Raw genomic sequence first — 24636 nt, forward strand, 5'->3', positions numbered from 1 at the left:
CACCCCACCCAAAGACACCCACACCTGCGCCGCGGCCCCAAGGATTCGTGCGACAGCCTCCGCTCTGCCGCCGCCATCACGTCGACCTGCACCACGGCGACTGGACCATCACCATCACCGACGGCGAGGTCCACGTCGCCCGCCCCGCCTGGGCCGACCCGCCACCCCAGCGCGCCACCCGACCAGCCCGGCAACCCGACCCTGCCGACCACGGCACCAGCCTGCCCAACAGCCACCGCCACCGCCGCCGCCACCGCCGCCGCCACCGTCACCGCCCACCGGACCAAGCACGAACGGTGCATCCCGCATGAGCTCACCGCACACGGAACCGATCCTGTGCGATCCATCCCGCGCGGCCTCACCGCTCGCAGGACCAGCCCCGACTGGTTCATCCCGCGCAGCCTCACCGCTCGCAGGACCGGCCCCGACTGGTTCATCGCGCACGGACCCGCCGAACGTCGGACCAAGCTTGTCTGGTCCATCTCGGACGGCCCCAACGCACACCGGACACGACCCATCAGGTCAGTCCCGGACTGCCTCGCCGGCTGAGCTGGGCTCTACGACTCGATCGTCCGGGCTCGGCTCTACGATTCCATCGGATGAGCTCGGGTCGGCAACTCCATCGGTCGAGCTCGGTTCGACAACGCTGTCGTCCGAACTTGGCTCGGCATGCGCGCCGAGGAGCCGTGCGGTCCCGGATGTTCGTAGCTCGTCGGGCCCCGCCATTCGCGGCATACGTGGAGGGATGTTGCAGCGGTTGTTGCTGGCTGGCAGCGAGGGGGCTGGGGATGGGGCGCCTTTGTCGGTTCGGGACGCGGTGAGCTTGGCCATTTGGGGTGAGTTGCCCATCCCATTGGGTGAGCCCGCGGATTCGAAGGGGTGGGGGTTGGTTGGCGATCAACCAAGAGATCTCCAGGACGTGCGGCCGGCTGATCCGTGGCGCGATGGCGCGGGGGTCGTTCCGTAGCGCGGCCGCTGAGGAGATCAGCTGCACCGGACCGGCCTCGGCGACGCCCACAGGAGGGTCGCTACACAACACAGGGTGCCGGCCTCGGGGCCCCGTTGTAGGTCCGGGTGTGCGTAGCGACGTGGTTCAGGTTAGGAGGTCAGGGCGGCGGAAATGGCTGTGGGGGCGGTGGGGTGGTGGAAGGCGAAGTTGTGGGATTGGAGCCGGGCGGGGAGGGCTCGTTTGCTGCCTAGGAGTTCCCAGGCGAACTCGCCCAGGGCGGCCTTCATGACGAAGGCGGGGACGGGGACGAAGGCGGGGCGGTGGAGGGCGGTGGCGAGGGCTTGCGTGAAGTCGTTGTTGGTGGCGGGGACGGGGAGGGTGGCGTTGACGGGGCCGCTGAGGGTGTCGTGTTCGGCGACGAAGCGGACGGCGCGGAGCCAGTCGGTGAGGGAGATGACGGGGAAGTACTGGGTGCCGGATCCGAGGCGGCCGCCGAGACCCACGCGGAAGGGGAGCGAGAGGAGCTGGAACGCGGGCGCCTTGCGGTCGAGGACGACGCCGGTGCGGAGGGCGGCGACGCGGCTGCCGGCGGCGCGGGCGGGTTCGAGGGCGCCTTCCCACAGGCGTACGACGTCGGAGAGGAAACCCTCACCGAGTTCGGAGTCCTCGGTGAGGATGCGGTCGCCGCAGTCGAGCCCGTAGCCGCCGACCCCGCTCTGCGTGATCACAACCGGCGGACGTTCGAGTTGCCCCGCGACGGCCGCGAGAGTTGCGGTGGTGCTGACGCGACTCTCGCGGATGAGGGTGCGGTACGTCGGAGTCCACGGGCGGCCGATGTTCGCGCCGGCCAGGTTGACCAGGACATCGGGGTCGCCGAGTGCGGCCGGATCCAGGTCGCCACGAGCCGGGTCCCAGCGGATTTCGTCGGCGCTCGACGGCGTACGTCGTACCAGTCGGAGCACCTGGTGGCCGTCGGTCACCAGGTCGCGGGCGAGGGCTTTGCCGAGGAAGCCGGATGCGCCGGCCAGGACGTACTTCATCCAGCGTGCTCCTTGATCAGCCATGTCCGTGGTGGGGTCGCGCCGTGGACTGGCTGCGGTTGCAGGTATTCGGGGTCGAATGACAAGGCGCCGGTACCCGTCTCGAGCGAGACGGACACCGGCGCCGGCGTCTGGTCGGGATCAGACGTCGAACTGGGCCTCTTCGAGGCGCTGCTTGACGGCGGTCAGGTAGCGGGCCGCGTCGGCGCCGTCGACCAGGCGGTGGTCGTAGGTGAGGGCCAGGAACACCATCTGCCGGATTGCGATCGTCTCGCCGAGCTCCGGGTGAGTGATGACGACCGGGCGCTTCACGACGGCACCGGTGCCGAGCATGCCGACCTGCGGCTGGTTCAGGATCGGCGTGTCGAACAGGGCGCCGCGGCTGCCGGTGTTGGTGATGGTGAACGTGCCGCCTGCCATCTCGTCCGGCAGCACCTTGTTGGTGCGGGTGCGCTCGGCCAGGTCGGCGATCTTCTTCGCCAGGCCGGCGATGTTCAGGTCGCCGGCGTTGTGCACGACCGGGACCATCAGGCCCTTCTCCACGTCCACGGCGATGCCGAGGTGCTCGGCGGCGTGGTACGTGATCTCGCCGGCCTCCTCGTCGATCGACGCGTTCAGCTTCGGGTACTGCTTCAGCGCGTCGATCGCGGCGAGTGCGAAGAACGGCAGGAAGGACAGCTTGACGCCCTCGCGGGCCTCGAACTCGGCCTTCTTCGCGTTCCGCAGCTTGGCGATCTCGGTGACGTCGACCTCGACCACGGTGGTCAGCTGGGCCGAGACCTTCAGCGAGTTGACCATGTGGCTCGCGATCGCCTTGCGGATCCGGCTCATCTTCTCGGTCGTCCCGCGCAGCGGGCTGATCGACGGAGCCTTCGCCGCGGGGGCTGCGGCGGCCGGGGCTGCGGCGGCGGGTGCGGCTGCTGCGGCCTTCTTCGCTTCGGCGGCGGCGATCACGTCCTGCTTGCGGATCCGGCCGCCGACACCGGTGCCCTGTACGGCGTTGAGGTCAACCTGGTGCTCTGCTGCCAGCTTGCGTACGAGCGGGGTGACGTAGTTCGGGGCGTCGGAGGAGGAGCCGTTCGGGGACGCGGCCGGGGGTGTGGAGGTGGCCGGGGCCCGGGTTGCGGGCTGTGCCGATGCGGCCGGAGCAGCGACGGCGGGGGCCTGGGCCGGAGCAGCCTGGGCGGGGGCGGCCTGCGCGGCCGGGGCCTGCGCGGCCGGGGCCTGTGCCGCCGGGGCCTGGGCGGGGGCCGCCTGCGGGGCCGGGGCCTGTGCAGCCGGAGCGGGCTGGGCGGGGGCGGCTTGCGGGGCCGGGGCCGCGGGCTGGGCTTCGGCGGGGGCCGCGGGGGCGGAAGAAGCGGCCGGGGCGGCGTCGGCGGTGCCTACGATGGCTAGTTCGGCGCCTACCTCTACGGTCTCGTCTTCGGCGACCTTGATTTCGAGGAGCTTGCCGGCGATGGGGGACGGGATCTCGGTGTCGACCTTGTCGGTGGAGACCTCGAGGAGGGGTTCGTCGACGGCTACGTCGTCGCCGACCTGCTTGAGCCAGCGGGTGACGGTTCCTTCGGTGACGCTCTCGCCGAGGGCGGGGAGGGTGACCGAGGTGCCACCGGAGGCGGGGGCCGAGGCCGCTGCGGCCGTAGAAGAGTCAGACGAGGCCTGGGCGGTGTCGGCGGGGGCGGAGTCGGCCGGAGCGGCCTGGGTCTCCGCGGGTGGGGCGGCCGGAGCCTCCTGCGCCGGGGCGGCCTGGGCCGGTGCTTGCTGGGCCGGGGCGGCTTCCGCGGCGGGCGCTTCCTGGGCCGGGGCCTGCTCGGCTGGGGTCTCCGCGGCGGGGGCGGGGGCGGAGGATTCGCCGGCGTCGCCGATGAGGGCCAGTTCGGCGCCGACCTCGACGGTCTCGTCCTCGGCGGCCTTGATCTCCAGCAGGGTGCCGGCGACCGGGGACGGGATCTCGGTGTCGACCTTGTCGGTCGAGACCTCCAGCAGGGGCTCGTCGACGGCAACCGTGTCGCCGACCTGCTTGAGCCAGCGGGTGACGGTTCCTTCGGTGACGCTCTCCCCGAGGGCCGGCAGGGATACAGAGGTCGGCATGACGGTCGTTGCTCCTTCGTCTGATCGGTCGAGTGTCAGCCTACGGTGCCGCCGGAGCGGGCGGGATCCGGGTCACGGCGCCCGCACGCCCCCAACGGCCTCCAACCTACTCGGGCGGCCCACAACCCGCCCGAGCGTCCAAGGACAGGTCACAAGACCGACTGCCTACTGCGCGGCACTCGGCGCGCACCGAGGCACTCCGCCGAGCACCTGCTCGCCACGGCAGCCGGTCATGCGACCTCTCCTAATCGTGGAAGTGCAGTGGTTTCCCGGCGAGGGCGAGGTGGGCTTCGCCGAGAGCTTCGTTCTGGGTGGGGTGGGCGTGGACGAGGGGTGCGACGTCGGCCGGGTAGGCCTCCCAGTTGTAGATCAGCTGGGCTTCGCCGATCAGTTCGCCGACGCGCGCGCCGACCATATGCAGGCCGACGACGGCGCCGTCCTTGGCGCGGACCAGCTTGACGAAGCCGGACGTCTTGAGGATCTGGCTCTTGCCGTTGCCGCCGAGGTTGTAGTTGAGGATCTCGACGTCGCCGTACTTCGCCCGGGCCTGCTCCTCGGTCAGACCGACCGACGCCACCTCCGGCTCGGAGTAGGTGACGCGCGGGATGCCGGCCTCGTCGATCGGGGTCGGCGACAGACCGGCGATGTGCTCGGCAACGAAGATGCCCTGCTGGAACCCGCGGTGCGCGAGCTGCAGCCCCGGCACGATGTCGCCGACCGCGTACACCCCAGGCACGCTGGTCTGCAGCGTCGCGTCCACGGTGACGAACCCGCGGTCGAGCGCTACGCCGACCTCCTCGTAGCCCAACCCGGAGGTGTTCGGGCCACGACCGACCGCGACCAGCAGCAGCTCGGCCTCGATCACCTCACCACCGGCGACCGTCACGCGCACCCCGGAATCCGTCACCGCGACGGACTCGAACGGCGTACCCGTCTTGAAGGCGATCTTCCGCTTCCGGAACGCCCGCTCCAGCGTCTTCGAACAATCCGCGTCCTCGGCCGGGACGAGCCGCGGCAGCGCCTCGACGATGGTCACGGCGGTGCCGAAGGACGTCCACGCGCTGGCGAACTCGACGCCGATCACCCCGCCACCCAGCACGACGGCGGATTCCGGGACACGGTCCAGCGTCAGCGCATGCTCGCTCGCGATCACCCGATGCCCGTCGAGTTCGAGGCCGGGCAGGGAGCGGGAATAGGAGCCGGACGCAAGGATGATGTTGCGGCCGGTGTACGTCGTGTCGCCGACCTGGACCGTGGTCGGGGAGGTCAGCCGCCCCTCGCCCTCGATCACGGTGATGCCGCGGGCCTTGACCTGGCCCAGCAGACCCTTGAACAGCCGGTCGACGACGCCGTCCTTGTACTTGTTCACGCCACCCATGTCGACGCCCTCGAGCGTCGTACGGACGCCGAACTGCTCGCCCCCACGGGCCGAGTCGGCCACCTCCGCGGCGTGCAGGAGCGCCTTGGTCGGGATGCAGCCGCGGTGCAGGCAGGTGCCGCCGACCTTGTCCTTTTCCACCATGGCGACGGACAGCCCGAGGGTCGCGGCGCGCAGTGCGGCGGCGTAGCCACCGCTGCCGCCACCGAGAATCACCAGGTCGAACGTCGTACCGCTATCAGTCACAGGTTCCTCCGTGGGTGTCGGTCGGGCGGCCCCGGATCGCGGTTCCGGCCCGGCGTCATCTTTCCACCGATCCCCATCGGCGCCACCGCCGGGCCGGGCACGCCGCCGATGGAACCGTTACGCCGGCTTTCGCCCCGGGCACTTGCCGGGATAGGGGACACTTACCTCATGAAGTGGTTCGGTCGCCGGCAGAAGGCCGGAACGATGCGCCGGTCGGACACCCCCGATCAGGCGCACCTGCGGGAGTTCGCCCAGACCCGCCAGGGCGTCGAGGGATTCGTCGAGCCGCGGACGGCGGTGACTGAGTACACCTTGCTGCTGGTAGCCATCGACGGCGAGTGGACCCGGCGCCGGGTCCCGTCCGTGCGATGGGCGCACGATTTCGCCAACCGGCTCGGCATCCCGTCGTACGACGCGGCCGTGGTCGGCTACCCGCCCCGGATGCGTGAGTACAACGCCCGCATGAAGAAGAACGGCCGCACGTAGAAGCGATCTAAAGGATCGGCACGCGCGCCCGGACCGTCGCGACACCTGACGTATCGACGGTGGCGTGCAGGATGTCAGCGACTGCCCCCAGCCTCGTGTGAGTCTGGCCCAGCGGACTCGTGAGACTGCTGCGCCCGATGCCCAGCGGATCCGTGCCCACTGGGGGAACGTGGGCCTGGTCGCACGCCAGCAGCCAGGCCTGCGCGTCGGCGGCGCGCGCCCGCGTGAGTAGGTCCCACTGCTCTTCCTTGCCAGGTCCCGCGCCCCACGACGCCGGTACGACGATCAGCTCCGCGCCGAGCCGCCCGAGTGCGGTGAACTGCTCGGCGAACCGCAGGTCGTAGCAGGTCGCCATCCCGATCGTCACGTCCCGCCACCGGAACGTCACCAGCTCCTTGCCCGGAGCAACGGTGTCCGACTCGCGCGAGCCGAAGGCGTCGTACAGATGGATCTTCCGGTACGACGCCTCGACGCCGGGTCCCGTGACGAGCACCGTGTTGTGCACTCGCCCGTCCGAGGACGGCTCGAACAGGCCGGCCGCGACGACGACCCCGAGGTCCGCGGCGACCTTGCGCAAGCCGGACGCGAACGGTCCGTCCAACGGTTCGGCGATGCTGCTCAGGTCGGTGCCGAAGCAGGCCAGCGTGGCTTCGGGAAGGGCGATCAGCTCGGCCCCGTCCGAGGCCGCCTGCCGGACCGCAGCGGTCGCGGTGGCTAGATTGGCGACCGGATCCCGGCCACTGCTGACCTGGGCGGCGGCCACGCGCAGGACTGTCATGAGAACCTCCGAAGCCGTATACATTGAGTATGCAATTGAGTGGGGATTCCGGCCGTGATCGCGCCTATCAATACTTGCGGGGGACGGTGCTGAGCGACCCGGCCGTGTCGGGGACGTTCATCAACGAGCAGGTCGTCGCGACCGAGGTCGGCGTCTCGCGGACGCCGGTCCGGGAGGCCTTGCTGATGCTCGCCGCCGAGGACCTGGTCCAGCTCGTGCCGCACCGCGGTGCGTTCGTCGCGCCGCTGCCGGGCCGGGAGATCGCCGAGCTGATGCAGGCTCGCGGTGTGATCGAGTGCTGGGCCGCGACCACCTCCCTGACGGCCGGTCTCGCCCCGGTCGAGGCGATGTCCGCGGTGCTCGAGCAGCAGCGAGCGGTCGTCGAGCGCGGCGACGCGAAGGAGTTCATCGAGCTGGACAGCCAGTTCCACGCGCTGCTGGTCGAGGCGGGCGGCAACTCGGTCCTCGGCCGGCTGTACGACAACCTGCGGGCCAAGCACGTGCTGCTCGGCGTCGTGGCCCTGCAGCGCAGTGCCACCCGCCGGCAGGACGTACTCGCGGAGCACCAGGCCATCGTCGACGGTCTGGTGGCGGGCGACGCGGCGGCAGCCGAGAAGGCGATCCTCAGCCACCTCGGCACCACCGGCTCGCTTCTCATGCAGGGCTGAGCGCAAGGCTCTCGCCACTGAGCCGGCCGAAGAAGATGCCGCCGAGCGGCCGGGGGGAGCGCTGGACATCGAGGTGGACCTCCACGAGGGGATGTTCCATACTCGTTGTATACGACGTGTTCACGCAAGCGCCGACGCCGAGAAGATGGAGGAATCGATGAGCCAGGCCCTGCAGTTCACCCTGCCGGACGGCCGTGAGCGGACGATCCCGGTCCGCTACGCCCTCAACGCCGGGTACGCCGGTCGCGACACCGAGCAGGTCCAGCACCACGTGGACGAACTGGCCGAGCTCGGCGTACCGGCTCCGGGCCGAATCCCGACGCTGTACCCCCTGTCCGCGTCTCTGGTCGGACGGCCCGAGGTCGTCCAGGTGGCGCACGCCAAGACCTCGGGCGAGGCGGAGTGGGCGCTGGTGGTCGGGGAGGACGACGTCCTGCTGACGGCCGCTTGCGACCACACCGACCGGGCGCTCGAGGTGCATGGCGTTGCCTGGAGCAAACAATCCGCACCGGACCTGCTGGGTGACGTCGCCTGGCCGCTCGCGGAGATCGAAGACGAGCTCGACCGGTTCACCTTGAAGGCATGGGTCCGGCACGGCGACACCGAGCAGCTGATCCAGGACGGCGCGCTGGCCCAGCTGCTGCCACCGGCGTATTGGCTGAAGCGGCTCGGCGACCGCGTCGTCCCGGGTACCGTGCTGCTCGGCGGCACGATCCCGATGATCCCCGGTGTCGACCAGTTCGCCGAAGCGTGGCGGGTGGAGCTGACTGATCCGCGCGGGTTGACCAGTCGCGTCGTGTACACGGTCGAGCAGCTCGCACCGGCCTGGGGCTGACGTGAAGGAGCAGAAGGAGTTCTTCCCCGCCCGGAGCGTGGCGTGGACCGATGCAGGCGCCGGCATCACCCAGCGAGTTCTGAGCCAGGATGTCGACGGCACTCTGACCCGGCTGGCCCGCTGGGCTCCCGGTACGACGTCGGGCACCGAGGTGATCCGGCATGAGTACGTCGAAGAGGTCTATCTGCTCGAGGGATCGCTGACCGATCTCACCCTCGAGCAGACCTTCCACCCCGGCGACTATGCCTGCCGGCCGCCGGGGATGCCGCACGGTCCGTACAGCACGACGGACGGCTGCACGATGCTCGAGATCCGCTACTCAGGTCGCTGACGCGGCCAGCTCGATCAGCGTGCGTACGGCGTACCCCGTGCCACCGGCCGGGGTGTAGCCGGACGCGCCGCCCTCGTTGAAGGCCGGGCCGGCCACGTCCAGGTGGACCCAGTCGATGCCTTCGGCAACGAAGTCGCCGAGGAACGCGGCGGCGGCCAGCGCGCCGCCCCACGGCTCGCCGGTGATGTTGGCCAGGTCGGCGACCTTCGAGTGCGACTTCAGCTTGTCCAGCATCTCGGCCGGGATCGGCAGCGGCCACATCGACTCACCGGCCGCGATCGCGGCGTCCACGACCCTGTCCCGGGCGGTGTCGGTGTTCGCGAACGCGCCGGCCACTTTAGTGCCCAGGGCAACGACGCAGGCGCCGGTCAGGGTGGCCACGTCGACGATCAGGTCCGGCTGGTCCTCGGACGCACGGACCAGCGCGTCGCCGAGCACGAGCCGGCCTTCGGCGTCGGTGTTCAGCACCTCGACGGTCTTGCCGCCGTACATGGTCAGGACGTCGGACGGCCGGGCCGCGGATCCGGACGGCATGTTCTCGGCCATCGCGGCGTACGTCGTGACCTGGACCGGCAGCCCGAGGCGGGCGATCGCGATGGTCGCGCCGAGCACCGCGGCGGCGCCGGCCATGTCGGCCTTCATGCTCACCATGCCGGTGGACGTCTTCAGGGAGAGACCACCCGAGTCGAAGGTGATGCCCTTGCCGACGAAGGCCAGATGGGTGACCGGCTTCTTCGGGGTGTAGCTGATCCGGATCAGCCGCGGTGGGTTGGCCGATCCCTGGCCGACGCCGAGGATGCCGCCGTACCCGCCCTTGACCAGCGCTTTCTCGTCCAGCACCTCGACCTTGACGCCGTACTCCTTGCCGAGCTTCACGGCCGAGGCGGCGAAGTCGACCGGGTTCAGGTCCGAGGGCGGGGTGTTCACCCAGTCGCGCACCTGGGCGACCGCGTCGGCGGTCACCTCGGCCCGCTCCAGCGCGGCCTTGGCGTCCTTGTTCCGGGCCAGGTCGGTCAGCACGGTGAGGTTGCCGGGCGCCTCGGTGGTGCCCTCCGCCGACTTGTACGCCGTGAACGTGTAGCGACCGAGCAGCGCGCCCTCGGCGATCGCGCGGACGCACTCGGCATCCGGCGCCGGCAGCGCGAACGCGACCGACTGCGTGGTCTTCGCGGCCCGGACACCGGCGCCGGCCGCCTTCCGCAAATCCTCGGTCTTCAGCGCACCGTCGGGCGCCTCGCCCAGACCGACCGCGATCACGGTCGCCGACTTGCCCGGCTTCGCACCGGGCACCTTGGTCACCTCTCCGGCCTTACCGGTGGCGCCGAGGCCGGACAGCACCTCCACCAACTTCCCGCCGTACGCGGCATTCAGCGCCTCGGTGCCGGCCGGCAGGGTGACGGCGCCGCCGAGTTTGACCACGCCGATGACTACGGCGTCGGTCTTGACGCCGGCGGCATCTGACTTGCTCAGGGTGATGGTGGTCACGAAATCCTCAGTCCTCCTTGACCGGCGAGGCAGATGGCCGGCCGTGACGGTACGTGCATGCTGCCTCCGCATGCTACGCGTCAGGTAGTTTCCCCTCCATGACCGAGTCGCCTGATCTGAAGAAGTCGCCGCTGCACGAGCGCCATGTCGCGCTCGGCGCCAAGTTCGCCGAGTTCGGCGGCTGGGAGATGCCACTGGAGTACTCGGGCGTCGTCGCCGAACACACCGCGGTCCGTACGTCGGTCGGCGTCTTCGACGTGAGTCACCTGGGCAAGGCGACCGTGAAGGGTCCGGGTGCGGCGGCGTACGTCAACTCGTGCCTGACCAACGACCTCGGCAAGATCGCTCCGGGCCAGGCGCAGTACACGCTGTGCTGCAACGAGCGCGGGGGAGTGGTCGACGACCTGATCGCCTACCTGCACGCCGACGACAACGTGTTCCTGATCCCGAACGCGGCCAACACCGCCGAGGTGGTCCGGCTGCTGCAGGCCGACGCGCCCGAGGGCGTCGTGGTGACCAACACCCACGACGACTACGCGATCCTCGCGGTGCAGGGGACGAACAGCGACGAGGTGGTGGGCGCGATCGGCCTGCCGACCGGGCACGACTACATGTCGTTCGCGACGGCTGACTTCGCCGGTACGCCGGTAGTCGTGTGCCGGACCGGTTATACGGGCGAGCGCGGGTACGAGCTCGTCGTACCGAACGAGGCCGCGGTCGGTGTGTTCGACGCGTTGCTGGCGGCCGGTGCGGCGTATGACATCGTCCCGGCCGGGCTGGGTGCGCGGGACACGCTCCGGACCGAGATGGGGTACCCGCTGCACGGTCAGGACATCTCTCCGGACATCACACCGGTGCAGGCGCGGTCCGGATGGGCCGTGGGCTGGAAGAAGGAGCACTTCTGGGGTGACGAGGCGCTGCGGGCCGAGAAGGAGCGTGGGCCGGCCAGGATCCTGCGAGGCCTGCGTGCGGCCGGCCGTGGCATCCCACGGCCGCACATGACGGTTCTCGACCAGTCCGGAACCGCACTCGGCGAGGTCACGTCCGGCACCTTCTCACCGACGCTGAAGAAGGGCATCGCGCTCGCACTGCTCGACGCGACGGTGAAGGAAGGCGACCAGGTCACCGTCGACATCCGCGGCCGGCAGGAGCCGTTCGACGTCGTCAAGCCGCCCTTCGTCACCGTCCACGTCCGCGAAGGCTGAACCCAGGTCACCCCAGTCCGAGGCCCGAGCCGGCGGAAGCCTGGCTCGGGCCTTTTACTGCGCGTATACCTAGGAGACAGGGCAGCACCAGAGGCTCCTGGGACTTGACCCTCATCACACTCGGTAATGCTCCACGAAGAGTGACTTTTCGTCACAGACTGTCAAAAGCTGGCACAAAATGGTCGCTGGCTGGACTGTGCCGACGCGTTTTGCGAAGGATTGATCGCAACGGGTGACGGATCGGGGTAAATGTTCCGTTCCAGTACCCGTTCCGGTAACGATTTGTGCACTGGTGCCGAGCACCGCTGGCTTGGTGTCACAGTGTCAGGCAGGCTTGCCCGCGGTTGTGGCGGATCGGCCTGTCAAGGGGATTTGGCGAGAGCCCACCACAGAACGAAGCTTCGGCACGATATCCACCGATATGTGCCGGATCCACGGACAGAATTCCGGCTGACAGAGCTGACGGAGCGCGAATGAGTATTGGGTCACCCGACTCGACCGTAGGGATCGAGGACCACCCGGCGTCGGCGGAACCGGTACGTGCGACGACCGTGGCGCACGGTAAGTCCCCGACCCGGATCGCGATGGACCGGCTCCGCAAGGACAAGGTCGCCGTGATCTGCGTGTGCATCGTGCTGTTCTTCGTACTGATCGCGATCTTCGCGCCGCTGCTGGCCAGGCTCGAGGGCGGCGACGTCCAGACCTTCCACCCGGAGCTCGTCGACGAGTTCGGCTTCCCGACCATCGGCATCACGCCCGATCACTGGTTCGGAGTGGAGCCCAAGACCGGCCGGGACAACTTCGCCCGCTGGGTCTACGGGGCCCGGCCGTCGCTGATCGTCGCGTTCGTGGCCACCATCTTCGGCACGACGGTCGGTGTCGTGATGGGCCTGCTGGCCGGATTCCTCGGCGGCTGGGTGGACCGGACCATCTCCTGGTTCATCGACTTCGTGCTGAGCCTGCCGTACCTGCTCTTCGCCATCGCGATGGTCCCGATCGTCGAGTCGTGGCGCGGTGGCAGCTTCAACCTGACACCGGAGGAACAGGCCAGCACTCGGTTCTATGTGCTGATCTTCGTGCTGTCGTTCTTCGGCTGGGCCGGACTGGCGCGCATCATCCGCGGCGAGGTGCTGTCGCTGCGTGAACGTGAGTTCGTCCTGGCCGCCAAGGCCATCGGCGTGTCGACCCAGCGGATCCTGTTCAAGGAACTGCTGCCGAACCTGGTCGCCCCGATCGTGATCTCGGCGTCCCTCGCGTTGCCGGCGTACGTGACCGCGGAAGCGGGGCTGTCCTTCCTCGGCGTCGGCCTGATCGAGCCCCGGCCGTCGTGGGGCCAGACGATCGCCAGCGCGACGAACTGGTTCAAGGCCGACCCGCTGTACCTGTGGCTTCCGGTCGCGGCGATCACCATCCTGGTGCTCGCGCTCGCCCTCCTCGGCGATGCGGTCCGGGACGCCTTCGACCCCAAGACTCGCCGGTAGTACGGCGATTGCCCCAGCGGCAGAAAAGGAGAAACCCGACCATGCAGTGGAAACGGATCACCGCAGTCGCGGCGACGGTCATGCTGGCCGCCGTGGCCTGCGGCAGCCCGTCATCGAACAGCGGCACTACGAGTGACTCGAACGGGCCGGCCAACGCCACCCAGACGAAGGTGACGGACGAGAGCGCCAAGGGCCCGGCCGCCGATGTCGACGGTTTCAAGAAGGGCGGTACGGCGACGATCCTGTCCGACGTGACGCCGGACACCTTCGACCCGACGAACACGTACTACGTCGACGGTTTCCAGATCGAGAAGCTGTACTTCCGGGCGCTGACCCAGTACCGGCTCGACGGCCCCGACCACAAGCCAGTCCTGGTGCCTGACCTGGCCGAGGACCTGGGCAAGGTGTCGGACGACAAGCTGACCTGGACCTTCAAGCTGAAGCCGGGCATCAAGTACTCCGACGGCACGCCGGTCAAGGCCGAGGACTACGCCTACTCGATCAAGCGATCCTTCGCTCACGACCTGTACGACGCGGGACCGGCGTACCAGATCCAGTTCTTCAAGGACGGCGACAAGTACAAGGGCCCGTACGGCCCGAACGGTGACGTCTACGCCGGTGTCGAGACGCCGGACGACACCACGCTGGTCATCCACCTGGCCAAGCCGTTCCCGGACATGCCGTTCTTCGCGGCGTTCACGATGTTCACGCCGATCCCGAAGGCGAAGGACACCAAGCAGAACTACGAGCAGAAGCCGCTGTCGACCGGTCCGTACATGGTCGACTCGTACAACCCGGGCACCGAGCTCAAGCTGGTCAAGAACCCGAACTGGGACCCGGCCACCGACCCGGTACGCCACCAGTACCTGGACGGCTACGACTTCAAGTTCGGCCTGGACACCCTGAAGATCCAGCGCCAGATCCTGGCCAGCTCCGGCCCGGACGCGAGCGCGCTGACCTACAGCAACATCGACTCGACGCTGGTTCCTGAGATGAACGACCAGAACAAGTCTCAGCTGATCCAGGGTGCGACGCCGTGTAACCGGATGGTCCCGATGGACACCCGGAAGATCCCGCTGCCGGTCCGTAAGGCTGTCGCGGCCGCGTACCCGTACGACACCGAGCGGAAGGTCGCGGGCTGGACGTCGCTGGCCGAGCCGTCCACCTCGACGTACATGTCGCCGTCGGTTCCGGGCTGGGAGAACTACGAGATCCCGGGCCTGAACGGCAAGGGTGACGGTGACCCGGTCAAGGCCAAGCAGATGCTGACGGACGCGAACGCGGTCGGCTTCGAACTGTCTTGGTACTACTCGAACGACGACAAGATCGCGACGCAGCGCAGCCAGGTCCGCCAGCAGAAGCTCGAGGCGGCCGGGTTCAAGGTCAAGGCGATCGGCGTGCCGAAGGCCCAGATCCGCACCGTCACCGGTGACCAGAACGCTCCGGTGAACATGCTGAAGGCTCCGACCGGTTGGTGCTCCGACTGGCCGAGCGGCTCCTCCTGGGCCCCGGTGCTGTTCCGTTCCGACGCGATCGCCCTGGGCAACAGCGTCGGCCAGCTCGAGGACAAGGCGCTGGACGCGGAGATCGACAAGGTCTCGAACATGGACCCGAACGAGGCCCTGAAGACCAAGGCCTGGATCAACCTCGACAAGAAGATCATGCAGGACTACCTGCCGGCTCTTCCGCAGTACCAGTCGCGGTCGGCGTTCCTGGTCGGAACCAACATCGGCAACGCGATCAACGACCCGACACAGGGCATGCCCGAATTCACCTCGCTGTTCCTGAAGCAGCCCTGATCGGTACCAGTGACCGGACAGCCGTGAGGCGTCCGTTCTGATCGCAGGGTAGGTGGCCGGACCGGTAACGGTCCGGCCACCGCCAGCGATCGGTGAGGAGAATCCCGTGTTGCACTTCCTGGCGCGTCGCATCGTGAGCGCCCTCTCCGTCGTGCTCGTCACCCTCGTCGCGACGTTCGCGCTGTTCTTCGTCGCGCCCACCGACCCCGCGGGCGCGATCTGCGGTCAGCGCAACTGTCCCCAGGAGCGGTACCTGGAGATCAAGAAGAACCTGAACCTGGACAAGCCGAAGGTGACCCAGTTCGCCGACTACATGAAGGGCATCGTGGTCGGCCGGACCTACGTGACCGCCGGTGTCGAGCGCGATTGCCCCGCACCGTGTCTCGGGTTCTCCTTCAAGAACGACCGTCCCGTCCTGCAGATGCTGGCTCAGCGCGTACCGGTGACGGTCTCGCTGGTCGCCGGTGCTGCGCTCATCATGCTGCCGGTCGGCGTCGCGATAGGTTCGATGGCGGCCAAACGAAGAGGGACGACCGGCGACCGGGGGTTGGTGACCACGTCGCTGGTGATCAGCTCGATCCCGTACTACATCGTCGCGCTGATGGTCGCCCTGTACCTCACCATCTTCTACGCGGTGCTACCGCGCGGTAGCTGGACGCCATTCTTCGAGAATCCCGCCCAGTGGTTCGTCGGGTTGCTGACGCCATGGCTGGTGCTCGGCCTGGTCAACACGACGCAGTACGTGCGGTACTCGCGAGGGTCGATGGTCGAGACGCTCAACGAGGACTTCATCCGGACCGCGCGGGCCAAGGGCCTGTCGGACCGGAAGGTCACCTACAAGCACGCTCTCCGCGCCGGGCTCATCCCGGTCATCACGATCTTCGGCCTGGATGTCGCCGGCATGCTCGCCGGCGCGATTTTCACCGAGCGCATCTTCGACCTGCCCGGCCTCGGTAACCTGGTGTTGGAAAGCCTGAACAACTACGACCTGCCGGTGATCATGGGGACCGTTCTGGTGGCCTCCGTGTTCCTGGTCGCGGCCAACCTGGTCGTCGATATCGTGTACAGCGTGATCGACCCGCGGGTGAGGCTTACGTGAGCACACCCGCCCCTGAAGACCGGAAGGACACCATGGTCGAGAGTGCAGCCGGCCAGCCGGAGACGGCGGCCGCCGTGAAGCGGGGTCCTTCGATCGCGACCCGCGAGAAGCGGCAAGGTGTGATCAACCCGAGCGGCGAGACGCCGTACCTGGTGGTCGAGGACCTGACGGTCAAGTTCCCGACCGCGGACGGCGTGGTCAGCGCGGTGAACGAGTTGAGCTATGCCGTTCCGTTGGGCCGGACGCTGGCGATCGTCGGCGAGTCCGGGTCCGGCAAGTCGGTGTCCAGCATGGCCGTGATGGGCCTGCACGACCGCAAGCGCACCCAGATCACCGGTTCGATCCGGATCGATGGTAACGAGATCATCGGGTTGCCGGAGAGCGAGCTGATGAAGGTCCGCGGTGACGCGGTGGCGATGGTGTTCCAGGACCCGCAGTCCTCGCTGCACCCGCTGTACACGGTCGGCAACCAGATCGTCGAGGCGTACCGGGTGCACCACAAGGTGTCCAAGGACGCGGCCAAGAAGCGGGCCCTGGAGATGCTCGACCTGGTCGGCATCCCGAACCCGGCCCGCCGGTTCGGGCAGTACCCGCACGAGTTCTCCGGCGGTATGCGGCAACGTGCGATGATCGCGATGAGCCTGGTCAACGACCCGAAGCTGGTGATCGCCGACGAGCCGACCACCGCGCTGGACGTGACCGTGCAGGCGCAGATCCTCGACCTGCTGAACAACCTGCAGAAGGAGTTCGGCTCCGCGATCGTGATGATCACGCACGACCTGGGCGTGGTGGCCGAGATGGCCGACGACGTCCTGGTCATGTACGGCGGCCGCTGCGTCGAGTACGGCACCGCCGAGGACGTGCTGGCGAACCCGCGGATGCCGTACACATGGGGTCTGCTCGAGTCGATCCCGACGGTGTCGGCGGCGAGCGAGCGGCTGCGCCCGATCAAGGGTCTGCCGCCGAGCCTGCTGGCCCTGCCGAGCGGCTGCTCCTTCAACCCGCGCTGTCCGTACGTGGACCGGGTGAAGGGCGAGCTGTGCACGACCGAACTGCCGGAGCTGATGCCGGTCGACGGCGCCGGTGCCCACACGTCCCGTTGTCACCTGCACGACAAGGCCACGATCTATACGGCCGAGGTCTTGCCGAGACTGAGCTGACAGGGTCTGAGGAGAGATATGAGCGACACAGAGGGCGTCCAAGGGCGCAAGGTCGACAGTGTTGTTGCGGCGTCCGGCGGTGCGGGGACCCCGCTGCTGGAGATCCGGGACCTGAAGATGCACTTCCCGATCAAGGAAGCGGCCGGTCTGTCCCGGACGAAGAAGGTCGTCCAGGCCGTCGACGGCGTGAGCTTCAAGCTGGAGGCGGGCGGCAGCCTGGGTCTGGTCGGCGAGTCCGGCTGTGGCAAGTCGACCACCGGCCGGATGATCACCCGGCTGCTGACCCCGACGTCGGGGCAGATCCTGTTCAAGGGCACCGACATCGCGCGGCTGAAGGAGAAGGACCTTCGCCCGTTCCGCCGGCAGCTGCAGATCGTCTTCCAGGACCCCTACAGCTCGCTGAACCCGCGGCAGACGGTCAGCAACATCATCAGTACGCCGCTGCGCGTGCACAACCTGGTGAAGCGGGGCAAGGAGGTCGAGCGGGTCCAGGAGTTGCTGGAGCGGGTCGGCCTGAACCCCGAGCACCACAACCGCTACCCGAACGAGTTCTCCGGCGGTCAGCGCCAGCGCATCGGCATCGCCCGGGCGCTCGCGGTGGAGCCCGAGGTGATCATCGCCGACGAGCCGGTGTCCGCACTCGACGTGTCCATCCAGGCCCAGGTGATGAACCTGCTGGAGGACCTGCGCCACGACCTCGGCATCGCGTTCGTCTTCATCGCCCACGACCTCGGCGTGGTCCGGCACTTCTGTGACCGGGTCGCGGTGATGTACCTGGGCAAGATCGTCGAGCAGGGTCAGCGGGACCAGATCTACAACGCACCGCAGCACCCGTACACGCAGGCGCTGCTGTCAGCCGCTCCGGACCTGGGCACCATTCGTGGTGTCCCGCCGAAGGAGCGGATCCGGCTGGTCGGCGACGTACCCTCGCCGATCGACCCGCCGAGCGGCTGCCGGTTCCGGACCCGCTGCTGGAAGGCGGAGGACATCTGCGCCACTCAGGAGCCGTTGCTGGAGATCAAGCCGCAGTCCGGCGCCGGCCACACGGCCGCCTGCCACTTCGCGGAGCCGAAGGTCGACCTGACCGCCGCCACCGCCTGAGAGACACGATCGGCCCCCGCCCCCTGGCGGGGGCCTTTCTCATGCGCGCTCCTCGCCGTGCCGCAGTTCGTCCCGCTCGAGATGCCGAAGCGGGCGATCGTACGGCGGAGCACCACTCGCGCCGCGCATCGGGGCTAGGTGGTGGAACGGTGGGCTCCCGCTTGGTCAGGGTCAGAGAGGGAGCCCACCGGCTGTTACGCGCGGCCGTGGGCCTGGCGGCTGCGGCGGCTGAGGGAGTCGATCGTGACGGCGATCAGCAGGACGCCGGCGGTGACCATGTAGCGAATGCTCGAGTCGAGGCTCAACAGCGCGAGGCCGTTGGAGATCGACATGATCACGAAGGCACCGAGGAGGGCGGAGTACGCCGAACCACGGCCACCGAACAGGCTGGTGCCGCCGATCACGGCGGCGGCGATCGCGTTCAGGTTGGTGTCGGTGCCACCGCTGCTCTGGCTCACGGCTCCCAGCCTGGCGGCCGCGAGAATGCCGCCGACCGCGGCGAACGTCGAACAGGCCGCGAACACGGACAGGTAGATCATCCGCACGTTGATACCGGCCCGACGGGCGGCCTCCACGTTGCCGCCGACCGCGACGACCGAGCGGCCCCAACGGGTCCGCCGGACCGCGAGATCCGTGGCGACGACCATTCCCAGGAACAGCAGGAACATCGACGACACCCCACGGTTGCCGTTCAGGATCAGGACCGGCACGAGGAGCCCGACGGCGAGCGCGCCCGCCTTGATCGCGATCATCGAGGGCGGTGCCGCCGACAACCCGGCGGCGATGCGGGCGCCTCGGCCGCGCAGCCGGGTCAGCACGTACAGCCCGACAACCACCACGATCAGTCCGTAGGACAGCGCGGGGGAGAGGAAGCTGCGGGTGGCGAACCGGACCAGCGCGGAATCGAACGGCAGGTTCAGCGTGCCTTCCTTACCGAGCACCAAGAGTTGGAGACCGAGGAAACCGAGCAGACCGGCCAGAGTGATGACGAAACTCGGTACGCCGAAGCGCGTGTAGAGCGCGCCGTAGAACAACCCGATCACCAGCCCGAGGGCGACGCTGACCACCAGCGACAGCACCAGTGGCCAGCTCTCGTTGACGAAAGTGACTGCGAGCACGCTGGCGGACAGACCGCTGACCGAGCCGACGGACAGGTCGATCTCGCCGAGCAGCAGGACCAGAACGATGCCGAGGGCAATCACTCCGACCCAGCTGGTCTGCAGGGTGAGGTTGACCAGGTTGCGGCTGGACAGGAACGAGCTGTTGGCGATCTGGAAGACCGCCCAGATGATGATCAGGCCGGCCGCCACCGGTACCGACCCAAGGTCACCCGAGCGCAGCCGTGCGGTGAAGGCCGAGACGGCGCCGCTGATGCCATGGCTGGCGATCAGCCGCTCGTCCTGGAGATCGGCCGGCAGTTGGTCGGCGCCATTGGCGTCCACGGCCGGATCGGGGGCCGCCGACGTACCGGACCTCGTTGTCGATGGAGTGTCGTCCTGGGGGCGGGCGGGTCCTCGCAGGCTCATGATGCGGAGCCCTCCTCCCGGCTCCGGCGCGCGGCGCGCTCGGAGACCGCGTTGTCGGTCGCGCCGGTGATGGCCGCGATGATGTCCTGCGTCTTGGTGTCGCTGACCATGAAGACGCCGTTGTTGCGGCCGAGGCGGAGGACGGCGACCCGGTCGGCGACCGCCATCACGTCGGCCATGTTGTGGCTGATCAGGATCACGGCCAGGCCGCGTTCGCGCAGCCGTTCGACCAGGTTGAGCACCTCGGCGGTCTGAGCCACGCCGAGGGCCGCGGTCGGTTCGTCCAGCATCACGACCTTGGGCTGGCCGAGCAGGCTGCGCGCGATCGCGACGGTCTGCCGCTGGCCGCCGGACAGGCTGGCGACCGGGATCCGGACCGACGGGATCTTCGCGGACAGCTGGCGGAGCAGCTCCCAGGACGAGCGCTCCATCTCGACCTCGTCGAGCAGGCTGCCCTTGCGGAGCTCGCGGCCGAGGTAGAGGTTGGCGACGACGTCCAGGTTGTCGCAGAGCGCCAGGTCCTGGAACACCGTCGCGATGCCGAGCTGCTGTGCCTCGGCCGGACTGCTGACCCGCACCTCCTGGCCGTCGAACACCATGGTCCCGTCGTCGGCGGTGTAGACACCGGCGATCGTCTTCACCAGCGTCGACTTCCCGGCGCCGTTGTCGCCGACCAGTGCGAGGACCTCACCGGCCCGGACGTCCAGCTCGATGTTCTTCAGGGCCTGTACCGCGCCGAAACGCTTGGAAATCCCTCGCAGCGTCAGCACCGTGCCGGTGCCGACGTCGAGGGATGTCGGGGTAACAGTCACTCGATCAGCCTCCTGGGCTTCGCTTCAGGCCATGATCGCGGCGATCCGCCCCGCGGGACAGGGCGACGCGGCAACAAATCCGGCCAGGGCTTCGTGGACCGGCCCGGTGTTGCCCCGCACCTCACTGCAGGGCAACACCGAAGGGGCGGTCAGTTGCTGCTCAGGCCGGCAGCGGCGCAGGCGGCGGCGAACGACGCGGTGCAGATGTCGCTGACCTTGTAGATGCCGTCCTTCACCACGGTGTCCTTGATGTTGGCCTTGGTCACGGCGACCGGGTCGAGGATCGTCGACGGGATGCCGCTCTTCTCGGTGGTGGACTCGGGCTTGGCGCCGTTCGCCAGCGCGACCGCGCCCTTCGCGGCGGCCTCGGCCTGCGGCTTGACGGCCTTGTAGATCGTCATCGCCTGGTCGCCGGCGACGATCCGCTGGATCGCGGCCAGCTCCGAGTCCTGCCCGGTGACCGGCGGCAGCGGCGTCACGCCACCGCCCTTCAGCGCTGCGATCGCGCCACCCGCGGTCCCGTCGTTGGCGGCGTACACCCCGACCAGGCCGTTCTTGATCGCGCTGAGCTGGCCCTCCATCCAGGCCTGGGCCTTGTCCGGGCTCCAGTCCGGGGTGTCGAACTCGGCCGCGACCTTGAAGCCACTGGAGTCGAGCACGCTGTGCGCGCCCTTCTTGAAGTCGGCCGCGTTCGGGTCGGTCGGCGCGCCGTTGATCATGGCGAGGTTGCCGGACGTCTTGCCGGCCGCCTTCAGCGTGTCGACCAGGGTCTGCGCCTGCAGCTTGCCGACCGCCTCGTTCTCGAACGAGACGTAGTAGTTGGCGCCGTCGATGAACCGGTCGTACGCGATCACCGGGACGTTCTGGCTCTTGGCGGAGGCGACGACCGCGGCGGCGGCCTTGCCGTCGACCGGGTCGAGGACGAGCACGTTCGCGCCCTGGGTCAGCGCCGCCTCGGCCTGCTGTTGCTGCTTCGCCGCGTCCTGGTCGGCGTTGCTGTAGATCAGCTCGCAGTCCGCGCAGGCAGCCTTGAGCGCCTCGGTGAACAGCGGCCGGTCGAGCGCTTCGTAGCGGGTCGTCTTCGACTCGGGCAGCAGCAGGGCGATCTTCTTCGCGCCGCCCGAACTGCCGGAATCGCCGTCGTCCGAGCCGCAGGCCACCAATGAGACGGCCAGGGCCGAGACGGCGATGCCGAGGCCGACGAGACGGGATGCTGACACGGACATATGGCGGCTCCTTGACGTGAAGGCCCGAGTAGGCCTGCCCCGAAGTCAAGCGTCCGCGAGCCTTGTCGTCAAGACTTGAATTCAAGAAATAGACATATTGGCGTTACATGACCGACGATGACGCAGCGACTTCGGCGTACGGCGTCCTCCGAAGTCGTGCTGTGAGGTTGCTCAGGAGGTGGTGCTGAGCGATTTCGTGGCCTGGGTGTGGCTCAGGACCGAGGCCAGGTGGATGGCGCCGACGATGTCGGCGTCATCGCCGAGCTCGGCCCGGCGGAGCTCGACGGTGGCGGCGGCACTGGGGATGGCGCAGCGGTCGAGGGCCTCGCGGAGCGGGTCCAGGATCAGGTCGCCGGCTTCGGCCATCAGGCCGCCGACAACGATGACCTCGGGGTTGAGCAGGTTCACCAGGCCGGCCACCGCGACGCCGACCCGGCGACCGGCATCCTCGATCACGCGGCGGCAGCCGAGGTCACTGGCCAGAGCGCGAGTGACGATGTCCTTGAGCCGGAGCGGGCCGTGGGACGCCGCGAGGCTGTTGATCAGCGCCCGGGAGCCGACGAACGTGTCCAGGCAGCCGCGGTTGCCGCACCGGCAGATCGGCCCGTTCTCGTCGATCGTGACGTGCCCGATCTCGCCCGCCGTGCCGGCCGAGCCGCGGAACACCTCGCCACCCAGCACGATGCCCGCGCCGACGCCGTACGAGAACTTCAGGTAGCAGCCGTGCTGGACGCCGCGGAGCGCGCCGTTGCGCAGTTCGCCGAGCGCGGCCAGGTTGGCGGTGTTGTCGAGCGCGACCGGCGCGCGGAGATAGCCGGCCATCGCCTCGGCGACATTGACGCCGCGCCAGCCGGGCAGGACCGCGTCGGAACCGGCCTCACCGCTGACCGAGTCGACCGGTGCAGGCAGGCCGAAGCCGATCCCGGCGATGTCCTCGACGCCGGAGCTGACGGTCTCGGCGAGGTCGGCGAGCAGCCGGGCGGCGCGTTCCATCCCGTCGTCGGCGACGTGGTCGGCCTGCAACGGCATCAGTTGCTGGGCGAGGATCTCGCCGGACTCGTTCGCGATCGCGACCCGGACGTCGCGCTCGCCGAACGCGACGCCGGCCAGCAGGCCGCCGCCGGAGGCCAGCGAGACGAGGACGGCGCGGCGGCCGTTGCGGATGCTGCGGGACAGGCCGACCATGCCGGCCTGGTCGAGTTCGCGGACCATGTTCGACACGGTGGCGGCGGACAGGCCGGACGCGGCCGCGATCTCGACCTGGGTCAGCGGGCCGTGCTGGCGGACGACTCCGAGAACGCGCGCACGGTTGGCTTCGCGCAGCGAAGCCTGTGATCCCGGCGCCGGGCGGGTTGCGTTCATTACATAAAGATAACGGATCGCGGGGCGTAAGCCGCCGCACACCGGTCGTGAACCACCAACATCATCATTCGCCTCGCCGTCACTACCCCACTTCATCCTTCATCGGTGACAGTAATGCACCCGTCACCCCGCACCCCTCCGACCCGCCCCATCCGCCTCTGCCTGGCTGACCCACCAGAGGGTGGGTTTGCCAGGCTGAACCTGGTGGCAAACCCGCCGCCTGGTGGGTCAGCCAGCCAGATGGAGCTCTTCTGCTCGACGATCGGTCCGGGAGCGCCGGCGGGCCCGGCGCGGGACATAGGCCGGGGGCCTCTGGGCGAACCGGGCGAGAACGGGTGCCTTAGGTTCGCCGCATCGGACCACGTCCGGGGACCTGGGACCGGTTGTCGCCGGCTGCGACAGGCAATTGCATGTCCCGCCCCACCAGTACCTGACTTAACCCCCACGCCCGCCCGCCGACGCCACCCGAACACCCCGCCGCACTACCTCCGCCGTACCACCTCCGGGACCACCAGGCCGCTAACCGGCCCGGTCGTGCCCCGGAGACGAGAGGCGTGGCGCCGAGTCGTGGATCGCGGTCCCAGAAACCACCAATCCTCCCCCCGAATCCACGACTCGACGACCGCACGATGTCGGCCGGGGTGCGGCCACAGAGGCCGCACCGGCGCGCGACCCGAAGCCGCGCGGACTGCCCACACAGTGAGCAGAAGAGCCCCAAAATGCGGGACGGGTCAGATGGTCAAGGCGAGGGTGAGGAGGGTGATTGGGAGGGCCAGTTCGAGGGTGGCGCCGAGGACGTCGCCGGTGGTGCCGCCGAGGGCGGTCCGGGCGCGGCGGGTGGTGACGAAGCTGGTCGCCACAGCGAGCAGGATGGCGGCCGCGGTGCCGACGAGCAGGCGCACGTCGTGGTGGTCGACGACTGGAGCGCTTGTGGGCGGGGTGAGCGGGGCGGTGAGCCACGCCAGTACGAGAGCGGCGGCCAGTACGACGACTGTCGTGACAGCAGCCGTGAAGGGACGGACCGTGGCGGCGACCATGGCACCGAGGCCATTCGGACGGGCCGCGGGGATCGTTGTACGGCAGGACCAGGGGAGGGTGAGGCGACTGGCGACGGTAGCGATCAGGGTCGACTGCCAGCCGAAGCCGGCCTGGACGCAGGCGGTGAGCGCCGCGACGTCGAGCAGAAGCACCCCGACGATGGCCACCACACCGAAGGGTCCGATGTCGCTCTGCTTCATGATCCGGAGCATGGTCTCGCGATCCCGCCGGCTGCCGAGCGCATCCGCGAAGTCCGCCAATCCGTCCAGATGCAACGCCCCGGACAGCCCCGCGACCACCAGTACGCCGAGCACGGCGGCCAGCAACTCCGCGTCCGGCTGCACCAACTGAGCCACCGCCACCACGCCGGCCGCGATCCCACCGAGCAGTACGCCGACCGCCGGCGCGAGCACCATCGCCCGCCCACCGCCCACCCGGTCGACACGCGACGGCATCCCAGCCGGGAGCAAGCTCAACATGCCCACCGCCAACCGCACCCCGTCACCCCACCCACCACGCCGGCCGGCACCGTCAGCGCCG

General features: G+C 69.0%; 21 protein-coding genes. 11 read left to right on the top strand and 10 right to left on the bottom strand.

Annotation, left to right across the window (positions count from 1 at the left end; all coding sequences use genetic code 11):
* Positions 1-47: 47 nt before the first annotated feature.
* A complete protein-coding gene (locus ACXC9Q_RS32850; RefSeq protein WP_457060544.1) occupies positions 48-311 on the top strand; it encodes a hypothetical protein in 264 nt (87 codons plus the stop codon).
* A 787-nt stretch (positions 312-1098) separates the two neighbouring features.
* Here ACXC9Q_RS32850 and ACXC9Q_RS32855 read toward each other — a convergent pair.
* The 3 genes from ACXC9Q_RS32855 to lpdA form a co-directional block, all read right to left on the bottom strand.
* Positions 1099-1989 (bottom strand): TIGR01777 family oxidoreductase, encoded by an 891-nt coding sequence (locus tag ACXC9Q_RS32855; protein WP_457060545.1) that lies wholly within the window; start codon positions 1987-1989, stop codon positions 1099-1101.
* A gap of 141 nt (positions 1990-2130) precedes the next feature.
* Positions 2131-4080, bottom strand: coding sequence for a 2-oxoglutarate dehydrogenase, E2 component, dihydrolipoamide succinyltransferase (gene sucB, locus ACXC9Q_RS32860; protein ID WP_457060546.1), 1950 nt, complete (start codon positions 4078-4080; stop codon positions 2131-2133).
* Positions 4081-4324: 244 nt separating this feature from the next.
* On the bottom strand, positions 4325-5704 hold the full coding sequence (gene lpdA, locus ACXC9Q_RS32865; RefSeq protein WP_457060547.1) for a dihydrolipoyl dehydrogenase: 1380 nt from the start codon (positions 5702-5704) through the stop codon (positions 4325-4327).
* A 168-nt stretch (positions 5705-5872) separates the two neighbouring features.
* Here lpdA and ACXC9Q_RS32870 point away from each other — a divergent pair, with 168 nt between their 5' ends.
* Positions 5873-6190, top strand: a complete 318-nt coding sequence (locus ACXC9Q_RS32870) for a hypothetical protein (protein ID WP_457060548.1) — start codon at positions 5873-5875, stop codon at positions 6188-6190.
* Between the two features lie 7 nt (positions 6191-6197).
* Here the strand turns inward: ACXC9Q_RS32870 and ACXC9Q_RS32875 are convergent, their stop codons facing one another.
* Positions 6198-6968 (bottom strand): carbon-nitrogen hydrolase family protein, encoded by a 771-nt coding sequence (locus ACXC9Q_RS32875; protein ID WP_457060549.1) that lies wholly within the window; start codon positions 6966-6968, stop codon positions 6198-6200.
* A 29-nt stretch (positions 6969-6997) separates the two neighbouring features.
* Between ACXC9Q_RS32875 and ACXC9Q_RS32880 the strand changes: the two genes are divergently transcribed.
* The 3 genes from ACXC9Q_RS32880 (at position 6998) to ACXC9Q_RS32890 (ending at position 8802) form a co-directional block, all read left to right on the top strand.
* Entirely contained in the window at positions 6998-7636 is a 639-nt protein-coding gene (locus ACXC9Q_RS32880) for a GntR family transcriptional regulator (RefSeq protein WP_457060550.1), read from the top strand.
* Between the two features lie 157 nt (positions 7637-7793).
* A complete protein-coding gene (locus ACXC9Q_RS32885; RefSeq protein WP_457060551.1) occupies positions 7794-8471 on the top strand; it encodes a DUF2848 family protein in 678 nt (225 codons plus the stop codon).
* Position 8472: 1 nt separating this feature from the next.
* A complete protein-coding gene (locus ACXC9Q_RS32890) occupies positions 8473-8802 on the top strand; it encodes a cupin domain-containing protein (RefSeq protein WP_457060552.1) in 330 nt (109 codons plus the stop codon).
* Here ACXC9Q_RS32890 and ACXC9Q_RS32895 read toward each other — a convergent pair.
* Positions 8791-10287, bottom strand: a complete 1497-nt coding sequence (locus ACXC9Q_RS32895) for a leucyl aminopeptidase (protein WP_457060553.1) — start codon at positions 10285-10287, stop codon at positions 8791-8793. The genes ACXC9Q_RS32890 and ACXC9Q_RS32895 overlap by 12 nt on opposite strands.
* 98 nt (positions 10288-10385) lie before the next feature.
* Between ACXC9Q_RS32895 and gcvT the strand changes: the two genes are divergently transcribed.
* From gcvT to ACXC9Q_RS32925, 6 genes are all read left to right on the top strand, one after another.
* A complete protein-coding gene (gcvT, locus tag ACXC9Q_RS32900; protein ID WP_457060554.1) occupies positions 10386-11492 on the top strand; it encodes a glycine cleavage system aminomethyltransferase GcvT in 1107 nt (368 codons plus the stop codon).
* Between the two features lie 473 nt (positions 11493-11965).
* Positions 11966-12973 carry an ABC transporter permease gene (locus ACXC9Q_RS32905; RefSeq protein ID WP_457060555.1) on the top strand — a complete coding sequence of 336 codons (1008 nt, stop codon included), beginning with the start codon at positions 11966-11968 and terminating at the stop codon, positions 12971-12973.
* 41 nt (positions 12974-13014) lie between these two features.
* The gene (locus ACXC9Q_RS32910; protein WP_457060556.1) at positions 13015-14772 is read left to right on the top strand and encodes an ABC transporter substrate-binding protein; all 1758 of its coding nucleotides are present in this window, start codon (positions 13015-13017) and stop codon (positions 14770-14772) included.
* A gap of 106 nt (positions 14773-14878) precedes the next feature.
* Positions 14879-15871 carry an ABC transporter permease gene (locus ACXC9Q_RS32915; protein WP_457060557.1) on the top strand — a complete coding sequence of 331 codons (993 nt, stop codon included), beginning with the start codon at positions 14879-14881 and terminating at the stop codon, positions 15869-15871.
* Positions 15872-15903: 32 nt separating this feature from the next.
* Entirely contained in the window at positions 15904-17031 is a 1128-nt protein-coding gene (locus tag ACXC9Q_RS32920; RefSeq protein WP_457060558.1) for an ABC transporter ATP-binding protein, read from the top strand.
* Between the two features lie 18 nt (positions 17032-17049).
* Complete coding sequence (locus tag ACXC9Q_RS32925; RefSeq protein WP_457060559.1) at positions 17050-18132, top strand: ABC transporter ATP-binding protein; 1083 nt, start codon at positions 17050-17052, stop codon at positions 18130-18132.
* A gap of 194 nt (positions 18133-18326) precedes the next feature.
* Here ACXC9Q_RS32925 and ACXC9Q_RS32930 read toward each other — a convergent pair whose 3' ends face one another.
* From ACXC9Q_RS32930 to ACXC9Q_RS32950, 5 genes are all read right to left on the bottom strand, one after another.
* Positions 18327-19658, bottom strand: a complete 1332-nt coding sequence (locus ACXC9Q_RS32930) for a sugar ABC transporter permease (RefSeq protein WP_457060560.1) — start codon at positions 19656-19658, stop codon at positions 18327-18329.
* Complete coding sequence (locus tag ACXC9Q_RS32935) at positions 19655-20470, bottom strand: ATP-binding cassette domain-containing protein (protein ID WP_457060561.1); 816 nt, start codon at positions 20468-20470, stop codon at positions 19655-19657. The genes ACXC9Q_RS32930 and ACXC9Q_RS32935 overlap by 4 nt, the downstream gene beginning before the upstream one ends.
* A gap of 149 nt (positions 20471-20619) precedes the next feature.
* Positions 20620-21696, bottom strand: a complete 1077-nt coding sequence (locus tag ACXC9Q_RS32940; RefSeq protein ID WP_457060562.1) for a substrate-binding domain-containing protein — start codon at positions 21694-21696, stop codon at positions 20620-20622.
* A 171-nt stretch (positions 21697-21867) separates the two neighbouring features.
* The gene (locus ACXC9Q_RS32945) at positions 21868-23058 is read right to left on the bottom strand and encodes an ROK family transcriptional regulator (protein WP_457060563.1); all 1191 of its coding nucleotides are present in this window, start codon (positions 23056-23058) and stop codon (positions 21868-21870) included.
* A gap of 731 nt (positions 23059-23789) precedes the next feature.
* A complete protein-coding gene (locus tag ACXC9Q_RS32950; RefSeq protein ID WP_457060564.1) occupies positions 23790-24575 on the bottom strand; it encodes an adenosylcobinamide-GDP ribazoletransferase in 786 nt (261 codons plus the stop codon).
* Positions 24576-24636 lie beyond the last annotated feature (61 nt).

It is taken from the genome of Kribbella sp. CWNU-51 (assembly GCF_054073265.1).